This is a genomic window from Pseudomonas gessardii, assembly GCF_001983165.1.
Lineage (GTDB): Bacteria > Pseudomonadota > Gammaproteobacteria > Pseudomonadales > Pseudomonadaceae > Aquipseudomonas > Aquipseudomonas gessardii.
Genome location: NZ_MNPU01000001.1, coordinates 327940 through 348793 on the forward strand (window position 1 = coordinate 327940; position 20854 = coordinate 348793).

Genomic DNA, 20854 nt, shown 5'->3' on the forward strand with positions numbered 1-20854 from the left:
TTGTGTCCTGCATGCACGATCGACATGCCCTTAGCCTAAGCGCTGGTCTGACGGGTAAAAATGAGACAGTTCGCAATATGCCTTTTACTGATAGTCAATGGTGAACTCGATCAGTGAGTTGGCCGTGCCCGCAGTGACATTGGCCTGTGTCTGGTAATAGGCCGCGTCCAGTCCGATCTGATAATTACCCGCCATCCCGGTGTAACCGGAAAAGCGATAGTTCATCTCAAACCCGACCACGGTCCCTGCTTGCGTCGTCGTGATTTGCAAGCCGATCCCACTGGCCGCCCCTGCCCCCGGTGTCAACTGTGCGACACCGTTTGCGATGTCCCCGACGCTGCCACTGACCGGGTGCAAAGTGAACCTGATCGTGCCAATACCCGCCGGGCAATCGTTCAATGGGAGAGTGAAGCTACGTTTTCCGACAGTCGTGCCGACGCCTTTAAACTCTGATGCCGAATGGACCCCCATATTCACGGATACGTTGGTCGTGGGTGTACAACCAAGAACTGGAAATGTGGATTTGAGCTGGGTCAAGGTGATGTTGTTCGTACCGAATACAGCCCCGTTGTATTGAATCGTAGTAGTACCAATGGTCACAGCACTTTGCGCAACGAGGGTGCTTCCTGCGGCAATGGGGCCGATCTTGACGTAGCGTGCACTGATTGCAATGCCGATATCCGTTTGTTGGTACGCCAGTGAGAAGTTCCAGGCCGGTGCTGAATTGTTATACGTGTTGGTCAACGGCACATCAGTGGCTGGCTCATAGACCGTACCGGTGTAATTTCCCGAGCTATCGGCAGTCCCGTAGATCGGATGCCATTGAAATACGATGCCAAGCCCGCTGACCCCGGTCTTGAACACGCTGTAAGTGACCCCGTCAAGGGTCAGCGAGGACGGTGAAGCCAGTTGCCCGGTGCCCCTGAGCTGTGGTCGTAACACATCGCCCGTAGAGGCATAGCACCACCAGTTTCGGAATGTTTTGTTGTACCCCGACCAGTCACCGATCCAGCCGTTGACTGGCGTATCCGCCGACGAGGTGATGGCATTGCCACCGATCGTGACGGGAACAGTCGGGTCCAGCGCATAGCCGCCTCCACACTGATAAGCCTGTGCGATACCGCAACAGAGGATCAACGACACCGCGAGGATCCAGCGTTGAAGATGGGCGCGAATAGCCAGTGCCGGGCTTGGCAAGCTGACAGCGGTCTGGTTCATATTGATGGTTTGCACAAGCATGACTCTCCCGTTACTCATTCGATTGGCTAGCCAGCGTCGCAGTGCCGCTGTCTGCGGCAATGGGTTGGCAAACCGCGCTGATGGCGACAGTGCTCGGCTCGTCGCCCTTGACCCGTGCTGGCAATTGGTAATCCACTCGACAGGCGTGCGGACTCGCGTCACTCCACTTGACGTTCAACACGCCGCTGTCGGTTTTCAGGCCTCGTGCAATGAGGCGGCCGCCTTGCGCAACCGTCCCGATAGTGCTGCCATCTGCCGCGAACACTTGCGCCCCGAACGGTAGCGACTGGCCTTGCGCGGTGGTCAAGCGCAGGAACACCGCACGACCGCTATTGACGGTTTCAAATTTCAGCTTGACCACCGCCCCTGCGGTCGGCGCCACTTGCTCCATGGTTGACTTCATCTCTACGTTAACGGGCAAGCCTTTCGGATCGATCTCCACCTGGTTTCGCGCATAAGGCGTCAGGCCCGATACCACCGCATGTCCCCATGGATCGACGCGTAAACCGCTGGCGTTGGTGATGCGCGCACCAACGGCATCATCGGCTTCCACGATGGCGCTGGTCTCACCCAGGCTTGGCGTAAACACCACTCCGCCGTCATAAGCCACCACACCTCCCGACAGGCTGGCCCCCATCTGGCTGTAGCCGCTGCTATGGCTGACACTGCCGCTGACACGAGCCATTGAAGAGATGTAGCTGGCATTGCCTCCCATATTGGTACTGCCGGAGGCGCCCTGGTTGTCGCTACGGCTGGCGTTCATCCCGTAACTGAAATTGTTGTCCTTGCCCAAGGTGCCACTGACCCCCTCCTGGAGGCTGCTATGACCGCTAGAGCTCTTCTGTACGGTCGTTGTCGAGTAGAGTGGGTGCCCACCGGAGCCAAGGGTAAAACCGATCGTCAACATCAGCGTGTTGTCCCATCGATCCTGGGTGATATCCAACTGCCGGGAGGCCGAAACGCTATAACTCACTTGTTTGTAGTTGTTGTTGTAGCCGAACTGATATTGCACATCGCGACCGCTACGATCCCAGTAGTCCTGGCTGGAACCCGAAGCATAAAAGTTGCCATAGCCCTCAGGCAGACTCTGGTTGACAGTGACTTGCATTTGGCCGCGACGGCGCATCAGCGAGTCCCAGGTCTGGGGCGTACCCTTGCGTTGCGCATCGTTGAGCATCACGGCGTCCTGAAAATCGAGGTAACCGCTGCTTGAATAGCGGTAGGCGGCGACAGCAATATTGGTATTGGTCGGTGCCAGGAGCTTGCTGTAGCTCAAACGCACGCTTTGGCCTGTCTGCCCAGGTTGGTTGTACAGTTGGGCAACGGCATGTGTGATGTCCACGCCGAACGCACCGAGACGGGTGTTGAGCGCCATGCCGCCCAGCGTCGCCGAATAGCCCTCTGCGGCCCTGACACCGCCATAGCCCGTGAGCATGTTGGTAAACCCGTGTTGAAGCGTGCCTTGCACCAGCCAAGGCGACTCGTCAACGCCCGGATTGTCATACTTGCCACTGCTCAAGCTGTAGCGTGTGACGCCCTCGCGAACCGAGTTTACCGGGGCGGCATACGGTACTTTGGATAGATGGACGCTACCGTCGGCTTCAGTCACCACGACCTCAAGATCCCCCCCGTAACCGGTGGGATATAGGTCGTTGATTTCAAAAGCGCCGGGGGCCACGTTGGTTTCGTAGATGAGATTGCCGTTCTGGCGGATCTGTACCACTGCGTTGCTGCGGGCAATACCGTGAATGATCGGTGCGTACCCACGCTGAGAGTCGGGACGCATACGATCATCGGTCGCCAGTTGCACCCCCCGCAATCCCACACTCTCGAACATGGACCCATCGGTATAGGCCTGACCGATCACCAACTGGCTGTCGAGCGGTGCCACCGAGCGCTGCAGATTGGTCTGGATACTTTGATACTTGCCCCCCAGATAAGGGCTCTGGCTATAGTTGCCATCATGACGAAGACGCCAGGCCCCCATGTTCACGCCGCTATTCAATCCCACATAGCTTTGTGTCGATGACGTGCCCGCCGAATCACTGCGATACAGGTTCGCGTTGTAACCAAGGCGCGCTGCCGTCACACCCTCATCCCAGAACTGCGGGTCGACATAACCGCGAGCACTGCGACTCATGGCGATCTGGGGCACGCTGATATCGAGCCTTTGCTCACCGAAGTCAAACACTGCCGTGGCATCTGGAATCAACATCGGTAACCAGGCGCATGTGCTCCCTTGGGCCAGAAGCGCGCTGGCTTGTGGGCTGAGCTTGCCAAGATCGACATGGATACGCTCAAGCAAATCACGGTCGAAGCACGGTTGTGCATCGCCCTTGTCCTCGCCCACTGCCCGCAGGGTAATGTCGGTCTTCGCCAGCCAACTCTTGTTGACGTACAAATCGACCCGATACTGTCCCGGCGGAGCCACATTGCCCTTGCTAAAACGGCGGGTATCGATCGCCTGTTTCCCGGCGCGCAGAAAGTCATTGCTGAACTGGACTTCTTTCGCTGTATTTGCCGGTTCGGCGGCCACCAGGACACTGACACAAAGCAGTATCAAAAGACTGATCGAGCCTTGGCGAAGGGACAAACGAGGACTCACGCGGATTTGCATCGCAGTACTACCGAAATGACAGGAACAGCAAAGCCGTCGCAGCGCTACACGCAGCTATCGTTCAGCAATTCCTGGAGTTCTTGGGAAGGGTCAGTCAGCAGTCAGTGACGGTAAGAGGCCCTTGTCACTTGGCCTGGCTGGGAGTACTGATCAAGCTGGCATCCCCCTCGGTGATACCGCCGTAATCATTGATCGCGCGGTAGTGGACCTTGGCGTCGATACCCGAGCTAACCTGCCCTTTCAACGGGAAGCTGCGCGTTTCGCCGGGGGCGAGCATGCCACCCTCCTCAAACGTGGCCGTCTTGCCTCCACTGCCGACCTCAAGACTGGCGAACGAGGCGTGAAATACGCTGGGGTTATGCGCTTCCAGGGCGCTGCCTCCGGCATCCCGAATCAAGCGCCAGGTGATGCTGCCCGGAGTGTGTGCGGCATCACCCTTGAGGTCGGCAGGCCGGAAAAACAGTTTGATCCGAGAACGGATAGCAAGCTGAAGGTGGTTTTTATCCTCTTTATCTGCAGCCGGCCTGGGTGGAACCTCCAGAACGTTAAGCCAGAAGACCGACTCTTTATTCTTGGGCAGTGCCTCACCGGTGTAGAAAATGCGTAACGTCTGGCTCTTTTGCGGATCAAGGCGTGCCAGTGGAGGCGTCACGGTAAAGGGAACATCGATTTCAGACGGTTCTGCATTCGCCTCGCCGTTGTCCACCCACGCCTGAATCAGTGCTGGCTCCTGGCCTTTGTTGCTGATTTTCAACGTGGTTTCGTGCTCTGGTGCGTTATAGATAACCCGGGTTCCAGCAATCACCACCGATGCATTCGCAGAAGAACCGGCCACCAGCCCCAGCGCTAGCAGGCTGGCACCCAGAACGACGTAAAATTTGCTTTTGATGTTCATGACCTGTCACTGATGTCGCCTGAGAAAGCTGGATGAGCGCGGCGACAACAATCGCGATCATCCGTGTCGATACAACGCGGTCTGGTTGGGGCCTTAGCCTTAGTTGTAGACAATCTCGTACATCACACTGGAGTTCACCGAGCCTGCACCTGTGGCATCGCTTGCGAAGTAACGAGCGGTGTAGGTCAGCGTGGCAGCACCCGTTGCATTGGTGGTTTTCAGCGTGTCGCCCTGGGCCGCGGCAGTTGCATTATTGAGTGCAATTGGCGCGCTCGCGCTGTTGAGCAATTGGACTTGTACGTTGGTAGCCAGGCCAGTATTTTTCAGGCGTCCGGTGGCACCATCAATGCCGCTGCTGGCAGAGCTGAAAAAAGCGCGCACGGGAACCGAAGGCGAGCAACCGCTCAGTACAATGCTGAAAGGCGTATCGCCGGCGGTCTGGCCCGCTGCGGCCAAACTGGTTGTCTGGACTGATGGCAGGGACACGCTGAGGTCATTGCTGCCACCGCCGATGAGGCAGGTATCCGCAACGAGTGCACCCGTGAAGGTAATGGTACCTGTGGTTGGCGTCGCCGATGCGAACTGGGAGGCCATGGCGCTGACGGCAAAAATCGACGCGATAAGGCTGTTTGAGGTGTTCATGATGTGCTCCGCTTGAAAGGAATCGTGTCCTCGTGGACAACGATGCCAATTTAGTCGGAGTAATCTGATGTAAGTATCAGAGGATTCTCAAAATGAGCCCCAAGCACCGCTATCACGGCTGATCTTAAAGCCAGGCACACGTCAAAGATCAAACCGATCAATCGCCCGCCGCCGCTCGTTGTCATCGCGCACGTCGTAGCTGGCGGTGGTCTGGATATTGGTGTGGTGCGCCAGTTTCTGTGCAATCGACAGGTCATGCTCCTCGATCACCCGGGTGATAAACGACCGCCGGAAGTCATGGGGCATGATCTTTACCCCCACCTGTTCGCCGCGCTGGCGGGCGATGTAGTAAATCGCATGTTTGGTGATGCGTTCGCGGGTGATGTGGCTGCCCCGGCGGATGCGGTTGAACAGGAAGCTATCGTCTTGCTCCCCTTCCTTCAAATGTTCACGGCGATATTCCAGCCATGCCTGCAACTTGGCAAACGCCCAGGCCGGGGCGTACTTGACCAGCTCTTTGTTGCCCTTGCCGATCACCCGCAGGCTGCGCTCTGCAAAGTCCACCTGGGCCAGGTCGAGGTTGACCGACTCTGATTTGCGCATCCCCGAGCCATACAGGATCCCGATCACCGCCGCATCCCGCAAACCCTGTGGCCTGGGGTCGGCGGCGCAGGCATCCATCAGTTCGCGGATCAAGGTGCGGCGCAGGTTACGCCCATGGCTCAAGCGGGTGCCGGCGGTGGCCTTGACCGAGCGCATTTTCAGCAGGTGCTCCTGGCTGATCAAGCTGATGCGCCAGGCTTCGTTCATCACCCCGCGCACGGCGTTGACGTACAGCGATGAGGTATTGGGCGCGTACCCGTCTTCGCGCAATACGGCGACCAGGGCCATCACGTGTTCGGGTTGCAGCAGGTGCCAGTCGATATCTTCGAGGTTGAGCTCTTCAAAACCCAGGCGGTCGGCGGCATCTTGCAGCACGTAGCGCATGGTCAATTGGCTGGAGGGCGCCAGGCGCGCGAGATACAGGGTCAGGGGGTTGCGGGAAATCTCGGTCAAAATAGATCAGCCTTGAGATTAAATATCGAGACTAAGCCTATGTTTAATCTCGGTATTTAGTGGTTTGGCGAGCGCCGAGTCTAACGCAGGTCGGCGCACCCTACCAAACTAGGGCTCATCCTCGGCGGGCGCCGGGCTTTGTTGCTGGCTCCAGTCGGCATCCTGTTTTTGCATCAGCGCAAACCACTGCTGGCGCATAAACACCAGCAGCTTGGCGGGTGCCTTGGCGAAGTCATGCTCGTCGTTGTAGCAGCCGGGCAATGGCAGGTCGGTGCCCTGCTCCTGGTACTGGCTGAGCAACGCCTGCTGCCCGGCAACGCTGCAATCGGTGGGCAGCGGCATACCCCGCAGGGCGCCGGCTTCCTCGTCCCACCAACTGGCGCCATGGCGGTCGATACCGCGCAGCCCGTATTTGTGCGCCTTGCCGATATGCATGATCAGTTTGAATTCACGGGGGCTGACATCACTGGTGCAGGTGCGCGAATAGCCCACGGTCACCTGGCTCAGACCGTCACCCAGCAGATCAGTGACGCGGGTCGCGGCGTTATCGAAATGCAGGCCAGCGTCGAATTCGCAGCGCTGCACATCGTCATGCAGCATCCACAGGCGCTTGGGGCGGTCGCCCTCCAGCAGGTACTGGGCGGCATAGATCGAGGCCGATTGCGTGCCGTCGTCATCGCGCTCGCCCGCTTCCTGCTCGGCGAGTACCAGCAGGTTGTGGCCTTGCCGGTCATCCCAGCTATAGGCGGCCACCTGCCGGCCCCGGACTTCGACCCCGGCGGGAACCTGAGTCACCGGCGTCAGGCTCTCCCCCGCACGCGCCCCGACGGCATGGGCCGTTCCCAGCGTCATCCACAACATCATCAAGACAGGCCGTAACTGCACGCTATTCATCCGACTATCCAGGCAAGAGATCGCTTACTTTACCGGGACTTGCAGGGGGATGCAGAGAAGATTCTTCAGGCGCCACGGATTAAAAAACCGGTTAATTCATGGTGAGTACGCACTAAAACACTTACAGATAAGGATTACAGTGCAAACCGTTATCGTTTGTCTGCGCTCGTTATTGTCCAGCTGAACACTAGCTGTCTGCCCACCAAATAAACGAGTTTTTCATCTGCGTTTCATATTCGCTGGACAAATTTGCGCTTAATCTTGAGCGTAATACTTGAGGGAATACCCTGCTTTGCTGACTAACCCCTTGATAATGCTTTATCTTTGGCCGTTGTGGGCTTTACTCAGGATGGTGCTGCTAGCGGCTATTTTTTATTCAGCCGTCTGCACTTTCATCCATTGTTTGTTGTCATCTCTACGCTCAAAGTTGCTCTAACCCGAGGTCATGAATCTTTGAAACCCTACCCTATTCATTGCGTGTCGATCGTTATCCCGGTGTACAACGAAGAACAGAGCCTGCCCGAACTGTTGCGCCGTACCCGGGCTGCGTGCGCGCAGTTGGCCTATGAGTATGAAATCATCCTGGTGGACGACGGCAGCCGCGACACCTCCGCCCAACTGCTGGAAGACGCGGCTGGAGAGCCCGGCAGCCATGTGGTGGCAGTGATCCTCAACCGCAACTACGGCCAGCATGCGGCAATCATGGCCGGTTTCGAGCAATGCCGGGGCGAGGTGGTGATTACCCTCGATGCCGACCTGCAAAACCCACCGGAAGAGATTCCGCGCCTGGTCGAGCAAGCGGCCCTGGGCTACGACGTAGTCGCCACCGTGCGCAACAATCGCCAGGATTCGGCCTTTCGCCGCTGGCCTTCGCGCCTGATCAACCTGGCGGTGCAGCGCTCCACCGGCGTGGCCATGACCGACTATGGCTGCATGCTGCGCGCCTACCGACGCACCATCGTCGATGCCATGCTGGCCTGCCGTGAACGCAGCACCTTTATTCCGATCCTGGCCAACGGCTTTGCGCGCCATACCACCGAGATCCTGGTGCACCACGCCGAGCGCGAACATGGCGAGTCCAAATACAGCGCCATGCGCCTGATCAGCCTGATGTTCGACCTGCTGACCTGCATGACCACCACGCCCTTGCGCCTGTTGTCCATTGTCGGCTTCAGCCTGGCGGCCCTGGGCATGCTGTTTGCGTTTTCCCTGATCATCATGCGCCTGGCCTTCGGTGCCGATTGGGCCGGCGATGGCCTGTTCGTGCTGTTCGCCGTGCTGTTTGTGTTTACCGGTGGCCAGTTCATCGGCATGGGCCTGTTGGGCGAATACCTGGGCCGCATGTACAGCGATGTGCGCGCCCGCCCACGCTTCTTTATTGAAAAGGTGCTGCGCAACGCGCCCACCACGCCGGCCCCGACGGTCATCGTCGATGGCCTGCCCTCCTCCCAGTCTTCCCCTTCCTCTTCCAGTCAGGTTCAGTCATGAGTTCAAAAGCTGTTGTCTTCGCTTACCACGATATTGGCTGTGCAGGCATCGAAGCCCTGCTCAATTCGGGTTACGAAATTGCTGCCGTGTTCACCCATGCCGATGATCCCAAGGAAAACACCTTCTACGGTTCCGTCGCCCAGTTGTGCGCACGCCGTGGCATCCCGGTGCATGCCCCGGAAGACGCCAACCACCCGCTGTGGGTCGAGCGTGTGGCCAAGCTGAACCCGGACTTCATCTTTTCGTTCTACTACCGCAACCTGCTGGGCGAGGCGCTGCTGGCCACCGCGCGCCAGGGCGGGTTCAACCTGCACGGTTCGCTGCTGCCCAAATACCGTGGCCGCGCCCCGGCCAACTGGGTGCTGGTCAACGGCGAAACCGAAACCGGCGTGACCTTGCACCGCATGGTCAAGCGTGCCGACGCCGGTGCGATTCTCGCCCAGCAAACAGTCATGATCGAACGCAGCGACACCGGCCTGACACTCCACGCCAAACTGCGCGAGGCCGCCACCCAGTTGCTGCGTGACGCGCTGCCGCAACTGGCCCAGGGCAAATTGCGCGAAACCGCCCAGGACGAAAGCCAGGCCAGCTGCTTTGGCCGCCGCACCCCGGCGGACGGCAAGCTTGTGTGGAGCAAACCCGCAGAAACGCTGTTCAACCTGGTACGTGCCGTGACCCAGCCGTACCCCGGCGCGTTCTGTGCGGTGGGCGAGCACAAGTTGATCGTGTGGCAAGCCGAAGTGCTTAAGGGCAATGAAGGCCAGGCGCCGGGGCGCGTGATCAGCGTCAACCCGCTGCGCATTGCCTGCGGTGAAGACTCCCTGGTCATCCACTTCGGCCAGCGCAATGACCATGGCCTGTACCTGACCGGCCCGGCCCTGGCTGATGAACTGGGCCTGGTGGACGGCTCGATCCTGCGCGGCGCCGAGTCGGGCGCTAAACCACGGCGCACCCGGGTGCTGATCCTGGGGGTCAACGGCTTTATCGGCAACCACCTGTCCGAGCGCCTGCTGCGTGACGATCGCTACGAGGTCTATGGTCTGGATATCGGCTCCGACGCCATCGAGCGCCTGCGCAGCCACCCCAACTTCCATTATGTGGAAGGCGATATCAGCATTCACTCCGAGTGGATCGAGTACCACATCAAGAAGTGCGACGTGGTCCTGCCGCTGGTGGCCATTGCCACGCCCATCGAATACACCCGCAACCCGTTGCGCGTGTTCGAGCTGGATTTTGAAGAAAATCTCAAGCTGGTGCGCTATTGCGTCAAGTACAACAAGCGCGTGATCTTCCCCTCGACTTCTGAAGTCTATGGCATGTGCCAGGACCAGAACTTCGACGAAGACACCTCCAACCTGGTGGTCGGCCCGATCAACAAGCAGCGCTGGATCTACTCGGTCTCCAAGCAACTGCTGGACCGGGTGATCTGGGCCTACGGTGCCAAGGGCCTGAATTTCACCCTGTTCCGCCCGTTCAACTGGATGGGCCCGCGCCTCGACCGCCTGGACTCGGCGCGTATCGGCAGCTCCCGCGCCATTACCCAGTTGATCCTCAACCTGGTGGAAGGCACGCCAATCCGCCTGTTTGACGGCGGCGAGCAGAAACGCTGCTTCACCGACATTGCCGACGGCATCGAAGCCCTGGCGCGGATCATCGACAACGATAACGACGCGTGCAACGGCCAGATCATCAACATCGGCAACCCGGACAACGAAGCCAGCATCCGCCAGTTGGGCGAAGAGCTGCTGCGCCAGTTCGAGGCCCATCCGCTGCGTGGCAACTTCCCACCGTTCGCCGGCTTTCGCGAAGTGGAAAGCAAAGCCTTCTACGGCGCCGGTTATCAGGATGTGGCGCACCGCAAACCGAGCATTGCCAACGCCAAGCGCCTGCTGAACTGGGCACCGAGCGTGGCCATGAGCGAGACCATCGGCAACACCCTGGACTTCTTCCTGCGTGAAGCGATGCTGGAAGTCGCCCAGACCCGCGAAGCGGGCAAATAATGAAGGCAGGTTTGCGCATCGACGTCGACACCTACCGCGGCACCCGTGATGGGGTGCCACGGTTGCTGGAGTTGCTGGATGAGGCCGGCATCAAGGCGACGTTCTTCTTCAGTGTCGGCCCGGACAATATGGGCCGGCATTTGTGGCGCCTGATCCGCCCGCAGTTCCTGTGGAAGATGCTGCGCTCCAACGCGGCCGGGCTGTATGGCTGGGACATCCTGCTGGCCGGCACCGCCTGGCCGGGCAAACCGATTGGTCGCGACCTGGGGCACCTGATGCGCCAGGCCAGGGCGGCCGGGCACGAAGTGGGCCTGCATGCCTGGGATCACCATGGCTGGCAGGCCAATGCCGGGCGCTGGAGCGAGGCGCAGTTGGTGGAGCAGGTACGCCGTGGGCTCGACACCCTGGGCGATATCCTCGGCGCCCCGGTGCAATGTTCCGCCGCCGCCGGCTGGCGGGCCGATGAGCGTGTGGTGCAGGCCAAGCAAGGCTTTGGCTTGCGCTACAACAGCGATTGTCGCGGCAGCGGCCTGTTCCGCCCGCTCCTCGCCGATGGCCGCGCCGGCACGCCGCAGATCCCGGTGGACCTGCCGACCTTCGACGAAGTGGTCGGGCCACAGGTCGCGGCCAAGGACTTCAACGGCTTCATTCTTGATCGGTTCACCGAATCGACACTCAACGTCTATACGATCCACGCAGAAGTAGAAGGGATTCTGATGGCCAATGAATTTCGCCAGTTGCTCGCCCAGGCCGGGCAGCGCGGCATCCAATTCCAGCCCTTGGGCGACTTGTTGCCGGCCGACCTGGCGAGCCTGCCTCTGGCGCATCTGACACGCGGCGTACTCGACGGCCGCGAAGGCTGGCTGGGAGTGCAAAAGGCATGATCCGACGTTGGGCCCTGCCCCTGCTCCTGTTGGTCTTCGGCCTGTGTTACCTGCTGCCGATGGTCACCCATGGCCTGTGGATCCCGGACGAAACCCGCTACGCGCAGATCAGCCAGGAAATGCTGCTGACCGGCAAATGGGCGTCGCCACACTTTATGGGCATCCGTTATTTTGAAAAACCGGCGGCCGGCTACTGGATGATCGCCCTGGGCCAGGCCCTGTTCGGGCAGAACCTGTTTGGCGTGCGCGTGGCCTCTGCGCTGGCCACGGGCTTGAGCATCCTTTTGGTGTACTTCATGGCCCGGCGCCTGTGGAACGACCCGCGCAAGAGCCTGGTCAGCGCCGTGCTGTACATGAGTTTTGTCAGCGTGGCGATGTCCGGTGGCTACGCCAACCTCGATCCGCAGTTCAGCTTTTGGATGAACCTGACGGGGGTGGCCTTGTGGCTGTGTATCGACAGCCACAGCCGGCACGCCCGCCTGGGCGCCTGGGCCTTGCTGGGGTTTGCCTGCGCCATGGGGTTCATGACCAAGGGCTTTCTGGCGTGGCTGCTGCCGGTGTTGATCGCCCTGCCCTACATGGTCTGGCAAAAGCGCTTTGGCGAACTGCTGAGCCATGGCCTGGTGGCGGTGGCCGTGGCGATTGTGGTCAGCCTGCCCTGGGCGCTGATGGTGCATGCCCAGGAACCGGACTACTGGAACTTCTTCTTCTGGCACGAACACATCCAGCGGTTTGCCGGTGAGGATGCCCAGCATGAAGAGGCCTGGTGGTACTACCTGCCCTTGCTGGCCGCCTTCAGCTTGCCGTGGCTGGCCCTGCTGCCCTCCACCCTGAAGCAGGCGTGGCAGGAAAAACGCACGCACAAGACCGGCTTCCTGGTGTTGTGGCTGTTGATGCCCCTGGCGTTTTTCAGCTTGAGCAAGGGCAAGCTGCCGGCTTATATCCTGCCGTGCCTGCTGCCTTTGGCATTGCTGATGGGCCATACCCTGGCCGACAAGCTGGCCCAGGCCCGTGGCCGGGTGTTGCAGGTCAACGGCTGGCTCAACCTGATCCTCGGGGTAGTGGGCCTGCTGGCCATCGTGTATTTCCAATTGAAGAAGCCGATTTATACCCCGCAACAGGAGCTGTCGAGCCTGGTGCTGGTGTTTATCGTGTTGCTGGGCTGGATTATCGCCAACCTGTTGCAGGCCGCCCGCCCGCTGCGCCTGTGGGCGGCGCCCGCCGTGGGCAGTTGGTTGCTGGTGGCCCTGGTGCCGGCAGCGTTGCCGCAGTCGGTGGTTTACAACAAGACCCCGGACCGCTTCATTGCCGACCACGCCCAAGCACTGGCCGGCACCCAGCGTTTGCTGAGTAACGACCTGGGCGCGGCCTCGGCCCTGGCGTGGCGGCTCAAGCGCCCGGACGTGACGCTGTACGACACCCAGGGCGAAGTCAAATACGGCCTGGCCTACCCCGACAGCGCTGCGCGCCGGGTCGACACCACACAAGTCCAACAATGGATGACCGAGGCCCGTAAACAGGGCTCGGTGGGCGTGGTGATGCGGGTCAAGGGCGAGAGCGAAGTGCGCGAAGTCGAGTTATTGCCCAAGGACGGCCAGCGCTATGAGCAAGGCAACATGGTGATCCTGGTGTTCCCACAGGTGGCGCCTTGATCACCCTGCTGCTGCTCCTGGCCGCGTGCCTGCTGACCTGCCTGGGCCAGATCGCGCAAAAGTATGCCGTGGAAGGCTGGCGTGGGCAGCCGGCGGGCTGGGCCTTGAAACTGCGCTCGCCGTGGCTGTGGCTGGCGCTGCTGTGCCTGGGCCTGGGCCTGCTGGTGTGGCTGTTGGTGCTGCAACGCCTGGAGGTGGGGATTGCCTACCCGATGCTCAGCTTGAATTTTGTATTGATCACCCTGGTGGCGCGCTTTGTGTTCCATGAGCCGGTGGATCGCCGCCACTGGATCGGCGTGGCCCTGGTGATGGGCGGCGTGCTGCTGCTGGGAGGCCAGGTATGAGCCGGTTACGCGGTTTCACCCTGGCGTTATCCAGCGTGGCGCTGGTCAGTGCGGCCCAGTTGGGCATGCGCTGGAGCATGACGCGCCTGCCCTTGCCGGCCGAGTGGCTCAACGCTCCGCTGGTTGATCCCCTGGCGCTGAGCGTGGTGGCCCTGGCTATCGTGGCCTACGCCCTGTCGATGCTCTGCTGGCTCGGTGCATTGCAGCACCTGCCCTTGGGCCGCGCCTATTCGTTGCTGAGTATCAGCTACGTCCTGGTGTACCTGCTGGCGGCCAGCCTGCCGGGCTTCAACGAACCTTTTTCCCTGTCGCGGACCTTGGGGGTGGCCCTGGTCATCCTTGGCGTCCTGACCATCAACTCCCGTCGTATCGGCCCTATAAGCCCCAGGAATACCCCATGAAAATCAGCGTATTTGGTAGTGGTTACGTTGGCCTGGTACAGGCCACCGTATTGGCCGAAGTCGGTCACGATGTGATCTGCATGGACGTTGACGAAAACAAGGTGCGCCTGTTGCAACAGGGCCATGTGAGTATTTTCGAGCCGGGGCTGGCCAGCCTGGTGCGGGAAAACCTGGAGAACGGCCGGCTGACCTTCACCAGCCAGGAAAAGCTCGCGGTCGAGCATGGCGAAGTGCTGTTTATCGCGGTCGGTACACCGTCGGACGAAGACGGCTCGGCGGACTTGAAATACGTGTTGTCGGTGGGCGATGCGGTGGCCCGCCACCGTGTCGAGCCGGTGATCCTGGTGGAAAAATCCACGGTCCCGGTGGGCACCGGCGACACCCTGCGCGCCCATATCGACAAGGCCCTGGCCGGGCGCGGCCTGGTGTTCGATATTGTCTCTAACCCGGAATTTCTCAAGGAAGGCTCTGCCGTGGCCGACTGCCGGCGCCCCGACCGGATCATCATCGGCTGCGAGCGCGAGGAAGTACGCGAGGTGATGCGCGACCTGTACGCGCCCTTCAACCGCAACCACGACCGCATCATCTTCATGGACGTGCGCAGCGCCGAGCTGACCAAGTACGCCGCCAACTGCATGCTGGCCACCAAGATCAGCTTTATCAACCAGATCGCCGAACTGGCCGAGCACCTGGGGGCCGATATCGAGTCGGTGCGCCTGGGCATCGGTGCCGATTCGCGGATTGGCTACCACTTTATCTACCCGGGCTGCGGCTACGGCGGCTCGTGCTTCCCCAAGGATATGCGCGCCTTGATCCACAGCGCCCAGCAGGCCAATTGCTCCAGTGACCTGCTCGAAGCGGTGGAAGCCATCAACCAGCGCCAGAAAAGCAAACTGTTCGAGCGGATCCGGGCGTTCTACAAAGGCGAACTGCGCGGCAAGACCTTCGCCTTGTGGGGCCTGGCGTTCAAGCCCAACACCGACGACATGCGCGATGCGCCCAGCCGCGTGCTGATGGAGTCGCTGTGGGCCGCCGGGGCCAACGTGCGGGCCTTCGACCCCGAGGCCATGCAGGAAACCCAGAAACTGTACGGCGATGATCCGCGCCTGATGCTGATGGGCACCCCGGAATCGACCCTGGGCGGCGCCGATGCCTTGATCATCTGCACCGAGTGGCAGCAATTCAAGGCCCCGGACTTCGACCTGCTGCACGCGCGCCTCAAGGCGCCGGTGATCTTTGACGGGCGCAACCTGTATGACGCCGAGCGCCTGGCGCGCAAGGGCTTCGATTACTTCCCGATGGGGCGTGGGCAGTCCTGTGACTTACCGATCCCCCAACAACAGTGGGTGCCACGGTTGCTGGAGGCCTGAGGCGTGGACAAGAGGCTCGACCCTGCCCTGCGTCGCCAGTCCTGGGGCCTCGGCCTGCTGGCGCTGTTGCTGTTTATCGCCGGCAACTGGGACCAGGCGATCATTGGTTTCGACTCGCGTTTTGTGCTGTTTGCCCAGGAGATGCTGCGCCACGGCCCGGGGTTTTTCCCCACCACCTATGGCCAGCCGTATGCCGATTACCTGTCGACCTCGACCCTGCTGACCTGGCTGCTATCGCTGCCCCTGGGGCGCGTCACCAGCCTCAGTGCCTGGCTGCCGACCGCCGTTGCATCGGCGTTCATTGTCGTGCTGGTCTACCGCCTGACCGCGCCTTACTCCCAGCGCTGGGCGCTGCTGAGCATCGCGTTGTTGTTGCTCAGCAGCACGTTTATCAGCGAAACCCGCGCGGTGTCCCTGGACCAGATGCTGGCGGCGGTGACCCTGGGCGTCTTTTACCTGGGCTATGCCCACGATCATTTCGCCAGCGCGCGGCGCCTGCCCTGGCTATTGCTCCTGTTATTGCTCGGCTTTGCGATTCGTGGACCCATCGGCCTGGTGATCCCCACGGGGGTGCTGTGCAGCTATTACCTGCTCAACCGCCAGTGGCGCCGGTTGTTCAGCGTCGGCCTGCTGGCCCTGGCGTTACTGGGGGCCTGCGTCGGCCTGCTGTTGCTGCTGGCCAAGCTCAGTGGTGGCGAAACCTTTATGCAAGACGTGATCCGTATGCAGTTCCTCGGGCGCCTGGACGGCCGCGAAGGGTCCAGCAGCGGGTGGTATTACTTCACCAGCTCCCTGGGCAATTATGCCCTGGCGTACCCGTTGGCCCTGCTGACCCTGCTTGCGCTGCTGCTCAGTGGCCGGCGCACTGAGCAGAGCGGCTGGCCGTTGTTGCTCGGTTGCATGGCCGCAGGGTTGATGGTGATGGTGGGCCTGTCGATCCCCGAAGCGAAGAAAGCGCGCTATGTGTTGCCGATGTTGCCCATGATGGCGATCATCGCCGCGTACCCGTTCCAGCGGGCCGATGGGCGCCTGTTCCAAGGGCTGCGGGGCTTGATGCTGGGGGTGTGGGCGCTGACACCGGGCCTGTTGATCGGGGCGCTGCTGGTCGCTCGCCAGCGTTTTGGGGCGCAGTTGGAGCACTTCCAGGGTGTGCTGGGTTTGCTGATCGGCTTGCAGGTCCTCAGCGCCGGGCTCCTCCTCAAGTGGCGCTGGCGCCCTGTAGGCCCGGCGTTTTGCGCGGTGCTGGCGGTGTGGGGCGTCTATATCCTGGTGGTCGAACCCCTGGAGCGCCGCCTGTACGATACCCGCACCTTTAGTCGCGAGGCCCATGCGCTGATCCAGCAGCACCCGGCGCCGCTGGTGTTGCATGGCCTGGGTAAAGATGCCAAGGCCATCAAGTTCATGGTCAACGTGACGTGTGACCGGGTGCCGCTGTTCACCCAGGCGCCGGCCGACCTGGCAGCGCTGCCGGCGCCGGCGTGGCTGGTGATGGACAAGGCCGACTTCGAGCGCCTCGACGCGCCGCGCTGGCGCGGATTGACGCCGGTCCTTACGGGGTCCTTCGATAAAAACACCTATGTGCTACTGCGCTTGGACAAAGTGGCGCCCTGAGTGGGCACTATCAAGAAAGCTCCTACGTTTGTATCCGTAAATGCCGGTAGCGACTCCCCTACCGGCCCCATGACCCCGACGGTAAACTCATTTTACATCTGCGCTACATAGTTACCGCCATGCGTTCACAAGACGCCTCAGAGGACCGCTGCCGTGCCTGACGAGCTATCGCCTGTTGCCGCTGCCATCGAGCCTGTACATGTCGGCTATATCCCGGTCACCCTCGACCGGCTGATGGAGCTGCGCGACGCCCTCGTGGCGCTCAAGGGGCCGCTGGCCAACAACCCGCACCTGCGGGAAAGCGTACACAAGCTACTGATCAACGCAGAGAACCACGACCGGGTGCTGGGCAAGATCAGCCCGGGGCGGGAGCCGTATTGATGCAAAATTACTGCACTTAACCTGCATTAATATGCATTGGCGGCCGTTTTGTTTGATCGGCACACTGCGCCGGTTCCTCCCCCTGATGTGGGAACTTTTGAAGGGCTTTACGGGAAACCGCAAAGCCCTTCTTTTTGCCTGAGGCCCGCTCGCCACTGGGTGGGCCCTTGTCTGGCCCCCTCTTCTTACCCCCCTCCTTATATTTAGATTGGATTGCCCCGCAATGCTCGCTCGCTGGTTACCCGCTACTATCAATACCCGTCCCGCCGAATGGAGCCGTGCCGCCATCGGCATGGCCCTGGGCACCCTGTTGACCGTATGGCTCTGCGCCCAGGTATTTGGCCTGGAAGTGGCCATGCACCTGCTGGGCCCGCTGGGGGCTTCCGCCGTGCTGTTGTTTGCGGTGTCATCGGGGGCCCTCGCCCAGCCATGGTCGATCGTCGGCAGCTACCTGTGTGCCAGTGTGGTGGCCTTGCTGGTGGTCCGTGTCCTGGGACGTACCCTGGGCAGCGCCTGCCTTGCGGCGGGCCTGGCGGTGATCCTGATGTGTTGGCTGCGTTGCCTGCATCCGCCCTCGGGCGGCCTGGCCATGACCCTGGTCCTCGCGGACCCGGCAACCATCGCCCTGGGCTGGCAGGAAGTCGGGCCGGTAATGCTCGGCGCTGGCACTTTGCTGCTCTCGGCCCTGGCCTACAACAACCTGACCCGCACCCGTTACCCCAAGGGCCCCAGCGAGGCGCCGCTGATGGTGCCGTTGCGGCCCCAGGAGGTGGACGCAAAAATCACCGCCGTGGACCTGGAGCAGGCGTTGGCGCAAATGGAGCAGTTTTTCGATGTCACCCCCAGCGAACTGGAAGAGCTGATCCATATCGCCGAAGACCATGCCCGCCGCCGCAGTATTGGCCAGGTGCTGGCCAGTCGGGTCTAGGCGTACACGCCCTGGTTTTTTATCCATGACCTGCTGCATAAATGCAAAGATGACCTGCAGGATTCCAGGTTGTACTGGGCAAATTTGCACTGGTACGATCGAGCGAGGGTTCGCCCCCGAATCATTTTGATAAAGAACAATAAAAGCAGGGAGTTACAGATGACCGCTCAGGCTCAGTCCCAGGCGACATGCAGCACCGAGTCCTCCCAGGACAGCGTCCTGGCCGAAGTACGCAACCACATCGGCCACCTGACCCTCAACCGCCCCGCCGGCCTCAACGCCATCACCCTGGATATGGTCCGCAGCCTCTCGGCGCACCTGCGCGCCTGGGCCGATGAGCCGCAGGTGCACGCCGTGGTCTTGCGCGGCGCCGGTGAAAAGGCCTTCTGCGCCGGTGGCGATATCCGCTCGCTGTACGACAGCTTCAAGCGCGGCGACACCCTGCACGAAGACTTCTTCGTCGAGGAATACGCCCTCGACCTGGCCATTCATCATTACCGCAAGCCGGTCCTCGCCCTGATGGACGGCTTTGTCCTGGGCGGCGGCATGGGCCTGGTCCAGGGTGCCGACCTGCGGGTAGTCACCGAGCGCAGCCGCCTGGCCATGCCGGAAGTGGCCATCGGTTATTTCCCGGACGTGGGTGGCAGCTACTTCCTGCCGCGCATTCCCGGCGAACTGGGGATTTACCTGGGGGTGACCGGGGTGCAGATCCGCGCTGCCGACGCCTTGTATTGCGGCCTGGCCGACTGGTATCTCGACAGCGCCAGGCTGGCCGAACTGGACCAGAAGCTCGACCACCTGCAATGGCACGACTCGCCGCTCAAAGACCTGCAAGGCCTGCTGGCCAAGCTTGCGCTGCAACAATTGCCGGATGCGCCGCTGGCGGCCCTGCGCCCGGCCATCGACCACTTCTTTGCCCAGCCGGATGTGCCGAGCATTGTCGAGCAACTGCAGCAAGTGACCGTGGCCGACAGCCATGAATGGGCCGTGAGTACCGCCCAACTCATGCACACCCGTTCGCCGCTGGCCATGGCCGTCACCCTGCAAATGCTGCGACGCGGACGCCACCTGGCACTGGAAGACTGTTTTGCCCTGGAGCTGCACCTGGACCGCCAGTGGTTCGCCCGCGGCGACTTGATCGAAGGCGTGCGCGCGCTATTGATCGACAAGGACAAAGCCCCGCACTGGAACCCGCCCACGTTATCGGCATTGGACCAAAAACACGTCGACAGCTTCTTCCAAGACTTCGTGAAGAACGGGAACTAAATCATGCAAGATATTGAATTTACAGAAGAACAAATCATGATTCGCGACATGGCGCGCGACTTTGCCCGTGGCGAAATCGCCCCCCATGCCCAGGCCTGGGAAAAAGCCGGCTGGATCGATGACGGCCTGGTGGCGAAGATGGGCGAACTGGGCCTATTGGGCATGGTGGTGCCGGAAGAATGGGGCGGCACTTATGTGGACTACGCGGCCTACGCCCTGGCCGTCGAGGAAATCTCGGCGGGCGACGGTGCGGTCGGCGCGCTGATGAGTATCCATAATTCAGTGGGTTGCGGCCCGATCCTCAACTACGGCACACCCGCGCAGAAAGAGACCTGGCTGGCCGAGTTGGCCAGTGGCCAGGCCATCGGCTGCTTCTGCCTGACCGAACCCCAGGCCGGCTCCGAAGCCCACAACCTGCGCACCCGCGCCGAACTGCGCGATGGCCAGTGGGTCATCAACGGCGCCAAGCAGTTTGTCAGCAATGGCAAGCGGGCCAAGTTGGCGATCGTGTTTGCGGTGACCGACCCGGAGCTGGGCAAGAAAGGCATTTCGGCGTTCCTGGTGCCCACCGACACCCCAGGCTTTACCGTGGACCGTACCGAACACAAGATGGGCATCCGCGCCTCGGACACCTGCGCCGTGACCCTCAGCCAGTGCAGCGTGCCTGTGGCCAACCTGCTGGGCGAACGCGGCAAGGGCCTGGCCATTGCCCTGTCCAACCTTGAAGGTGGGCGTATCGGCATCGCCGCCCAGGCCCTGGGCATCGCCCGCGCTGCCTTTGAAGCGGCCCTGGCCTACGCCCGGGATCGGGTGCAGTTCGACAAGGCCATTATCGAGCACCAGAGCGTGGCCAACCTGCTGGCCGACATGCAGACCCGCCTCAATGCCGCCCGGCTGCTGATCCTGCATGCCGCGCGTTTGCGCAGTGCCGGCAAGCCGTGCCTGTCCGAGGCCTCCCAGGCCAAGCTGTTCGCGTCGGAAATGGCCGAAAAGGTCTGCTCTTCGGCGATGCAGATCCATGGCGGCTATGGCTACCTCGAAGACTACCCGGTGGAGCGTTACTACCGGGATGCGCGGATCACCCAGATTTATGAGGGCACCAGCGAGATCCAGCGCATGGTGATTGCCCGGGAGCTGAAGCACTATCAGCTCTGATCGGAAAGGATTGCTCCCTTTGTAAGGGAGC

General features: G+C 61.2%; 18 protein-coding genes. 12 read left to right on the top strand and 6 right to left on the bottom strand.

The window, feature by feature from the left end; genetic code table 11:
- Nucleotides 1–84: 84 nt before the first annotated feature.
- From BLL38_RS01360 to BLL38_RS01385, 6 genes are all read right to left on the bottom strand, one after another.
- The gene (locus BLL38_RS01360) at nucleotides 85–1239 is read right to left on the bottom strand and encodes a fimbrial protein (RefSeq protein ID WP_076960964.1); all 1155 of its coding nucleotides are present in this window, start codon (nucleotides 1237–1239) and stop codon (nucleotides 85–87) included.
- 10 nt (nucleotides 1240–1249) lie between these two features.
- Nucleotides 1250–3832, bottom strand: coding sequence for a fimbria/pilus outer membrane usher protein (locus BLL38_RS01365; RefSeq protein ID WP_207303149.1), 2583 nt, complete (start codon nucleotides 3830–3832; stop codon nucleotides 1250–1252).
- A gap of 148 nt (nucleotides 3833–3980) precedes the next feature.
- Nucleotides 3981–4751 (bottom strand): fimbria/pilus periplasmic chaperone, encoded by a 771-nt coding sequence (locus BLL38_RS01370; protein ID WP_090412694.1) that lies wholly within the window; start codon nucleotides 4749–4751, stop codon nucleotides 3981–3983.
- A gap of 99 nt (nucleotides 4752–4850) precedes the next feature.
- The gene (locus BLL38_RS01375; RefSeq protein WP_076960966.1) at nucleotides 4851–5393 is read right to left on the bottom strand and encodes a fimbrial protein; all 543 of its coding nucleotides are present in this window, start codon (nucleotides 5391–5393) and stop codon (nucleotides 4851–4853) included.
- 141 nt (nucleotides 5394–5534) lie between these two features.
- The gene (locus tag BLL38_RS01380) at nucleotides 5535–6449 is read right to left on the bottom strand and encodes a site-specific integrase (RefSeq protein ID WP_076960967.1); all 915 of its coding nucleotides are present in this window, start codon (nucleotides 6447–6449) and stop codon (nucleotides 5535–5537) included.
- Between the two features lie 108 nt (nucleotides 6450–6557).
- On the bottom strand, nucleotides 6558–7343 hold the full coding sequence (locus BLL38_RS01385) for a M949_RS01915 family surface polysaccharide biosynthesis protein (RefSeq protein WP_076960968.1): 786 nt from the start codon (nucleotides 7341–7343) through the stop codon (nucleotides 6558–6560).
- A gap of 453 nt (nucleotides 7344–7796) precedes the next feature.
- Between BLL38_RS01385 and arnC the strand changes: the two genes are divergently transcribed.
- The 12 genes from arnC to BLL38_RS01445 all read left to right on the top strand — a co-directional run bounded on the left by arnC (nucleotide 7797) and on the right by BLL38_RS01445 (nucleotide 20823).
- The gene (gene arnC / locus BLL38_RS01390) at nucleotides 7797–8831 is read left to right on the top strand and encodes an undecaprenyl-phosphate 4-deoxy-4-formamido-L-arabinose transferase (protein WP_076960969.1); all 1035 of its coding nucleotides are present in this window, start codon (nucleotides 7797–7799) and stop codon (nucleotides 8829–8831) included.
- A complete protein-coding gene (gene arnA / locus BLL38_RS01395; protein ID WP_076960970.1) occupies nucleotides 8828–10831 on the top strand; it encodes a bifunctional UDP-4-amino-4-deoxy-L-arabinose formyltransferase/UDP-glucuronic acid oxidase ArnA in 2004 nt (667 codons plus the stop codon). The genes arnC and arnA overlap by 4 nt, the downstream gene beginning before the upstream one ends.
- The gene (gene arnD, locus BLL38_RS01400; RefSeq protein ID WP_076960971.1) at nucleotides 10831–11715 is read left to right on the top strand and encodes a 4-deoxy-4-formamido-L-arabinose-phosphoundecaprenol deformylase; all 885 of its coding nucleotides are present in this window, start codon (nucleotides 10831–10833) and stop codon (nucleotides 11713–11715) included. The genes arnA and arnD overlap by 1 nt, the downstream gene beginning before the upstream one ends.
- Nucleotides 11712–13367, top strand: a complete 1656-nt coding sequence (gene arnT / locus BLL38_RS01405) for a lipid IV(A) 4-amino-4-deoxy-L-arabinosyltransferase (RefSeq protein ID WP_076960972.1) — start codon at nucleotides 11712–11714, stop codon at nucleotides 13365–13367. The genes arnD and arnT overlap by 4 nt, the downstream gene beginning before the upstream one ends.
- Nucleotides 13364–13711, top strand: coding sequence for a 4-amino-4-deoxy-L-arabinose-phosphoundecaprenol flippase subunit ArnE (arnE, locus tag BLL38_RS01410; protein ID WP_076960973.1), 348 nt, complete (start codon nucleotides 13364–13366; stop codon nucleotides 13709–13711). Before arnT ends, arnE begins: the two co-directional genes overlap by 4 nt.
- Nucleotides 13708–14112, top strand: a complete 405-nt coding sequence (gene arnF / locus BLL38_RS01415; RefSeq protein ID WP_076960974.1) for a 4-amino-4-deoxy-L-arabinose-phosphoundecaprenol flippase subunit ArnF — start codon at nucleotides 13708–13710, stop codon at nucleotides 14110–14112. Before arnE ends, arnF begins: the two co-directional genes overlap by 4 nt.
- On the top strand, nucleotides 14109–15482 hold the full coding sequence (locus BLL38_RS01420; RefSeq protein ID WP_076960975.1) for a UDP-glucose dehydrogenase family protein: 1374 nt from the start codon (nucleotides 14109–14111) through the stop codon (nucleotides 15480–15482). The genes arnF and BLL38_RS01420 overlap by 4 nt, the downstream gene beginning before the upstream one ends.
- A 3-nt stretch (nucleotides 15483–15485) precedes the next feature.
- Nucleotides 15486–17093 carry a glycosyltransferase family 39 protein gene (locus BLL38_RS01425; RefSeq protein ID WP_076960976.1) on the top strand — a complete coding sequence of 536 codons (1608 nt, stop codon included), beginning with the start codon at nucleotides 15486–15488 and terminating at the stop codon, nucleotides 17091–17093.
- Between the two features lie 153 nt (nucleotides 17094–17246).
- Complete coding sequence (locus BLL38_RS31320; RefSeq protein ID WP_236309876.1) at nucleotides 17247–17474, top strand: type VI secretion system contractile sheath small subunit; 228 nt, start codon at nucleotides 17247–17249, stop codon at nucleotides 17472–17474.
- Nucleotides 17475–17697: 223 nt separating this feature from the next.
- On the top strand, nucleotides 17698–18402 hold the full coding sequence (locus tag BLL38_RS01435; RefSeq protein ID WP_076960977.1) for an HPP family protein: 705 nt from the start codon (nucleotides 17698–17700) through the stop codon (nucleotides 18400–18402).
- A 159-nt stretch (nucleotides 18403–18561) separates the two neighbouring features.
- Entirely contained in the window at nucleotides 18562–19668 is a 1107-nt protein-coding gene (locus BLL38_RS01440) for an enoyl-CoA hydratase/isomerase family protein (RefSeq protein WP_076960978.1), read from the top strand.
- Nucleotides 19669–19671: 3 nt separating this feature from the next.
- Entirely contained in the window at nucleotides 19672–20823 is a 1152-nt protein-coding gene (locus BLL38_RS01445) for an acyl-CoA dehydrogenase family protein (protein ID WP_076960979.1), read from the top strand.
- Nucleotides 20824–20854 lie beyond the last annotated feature (31 nt).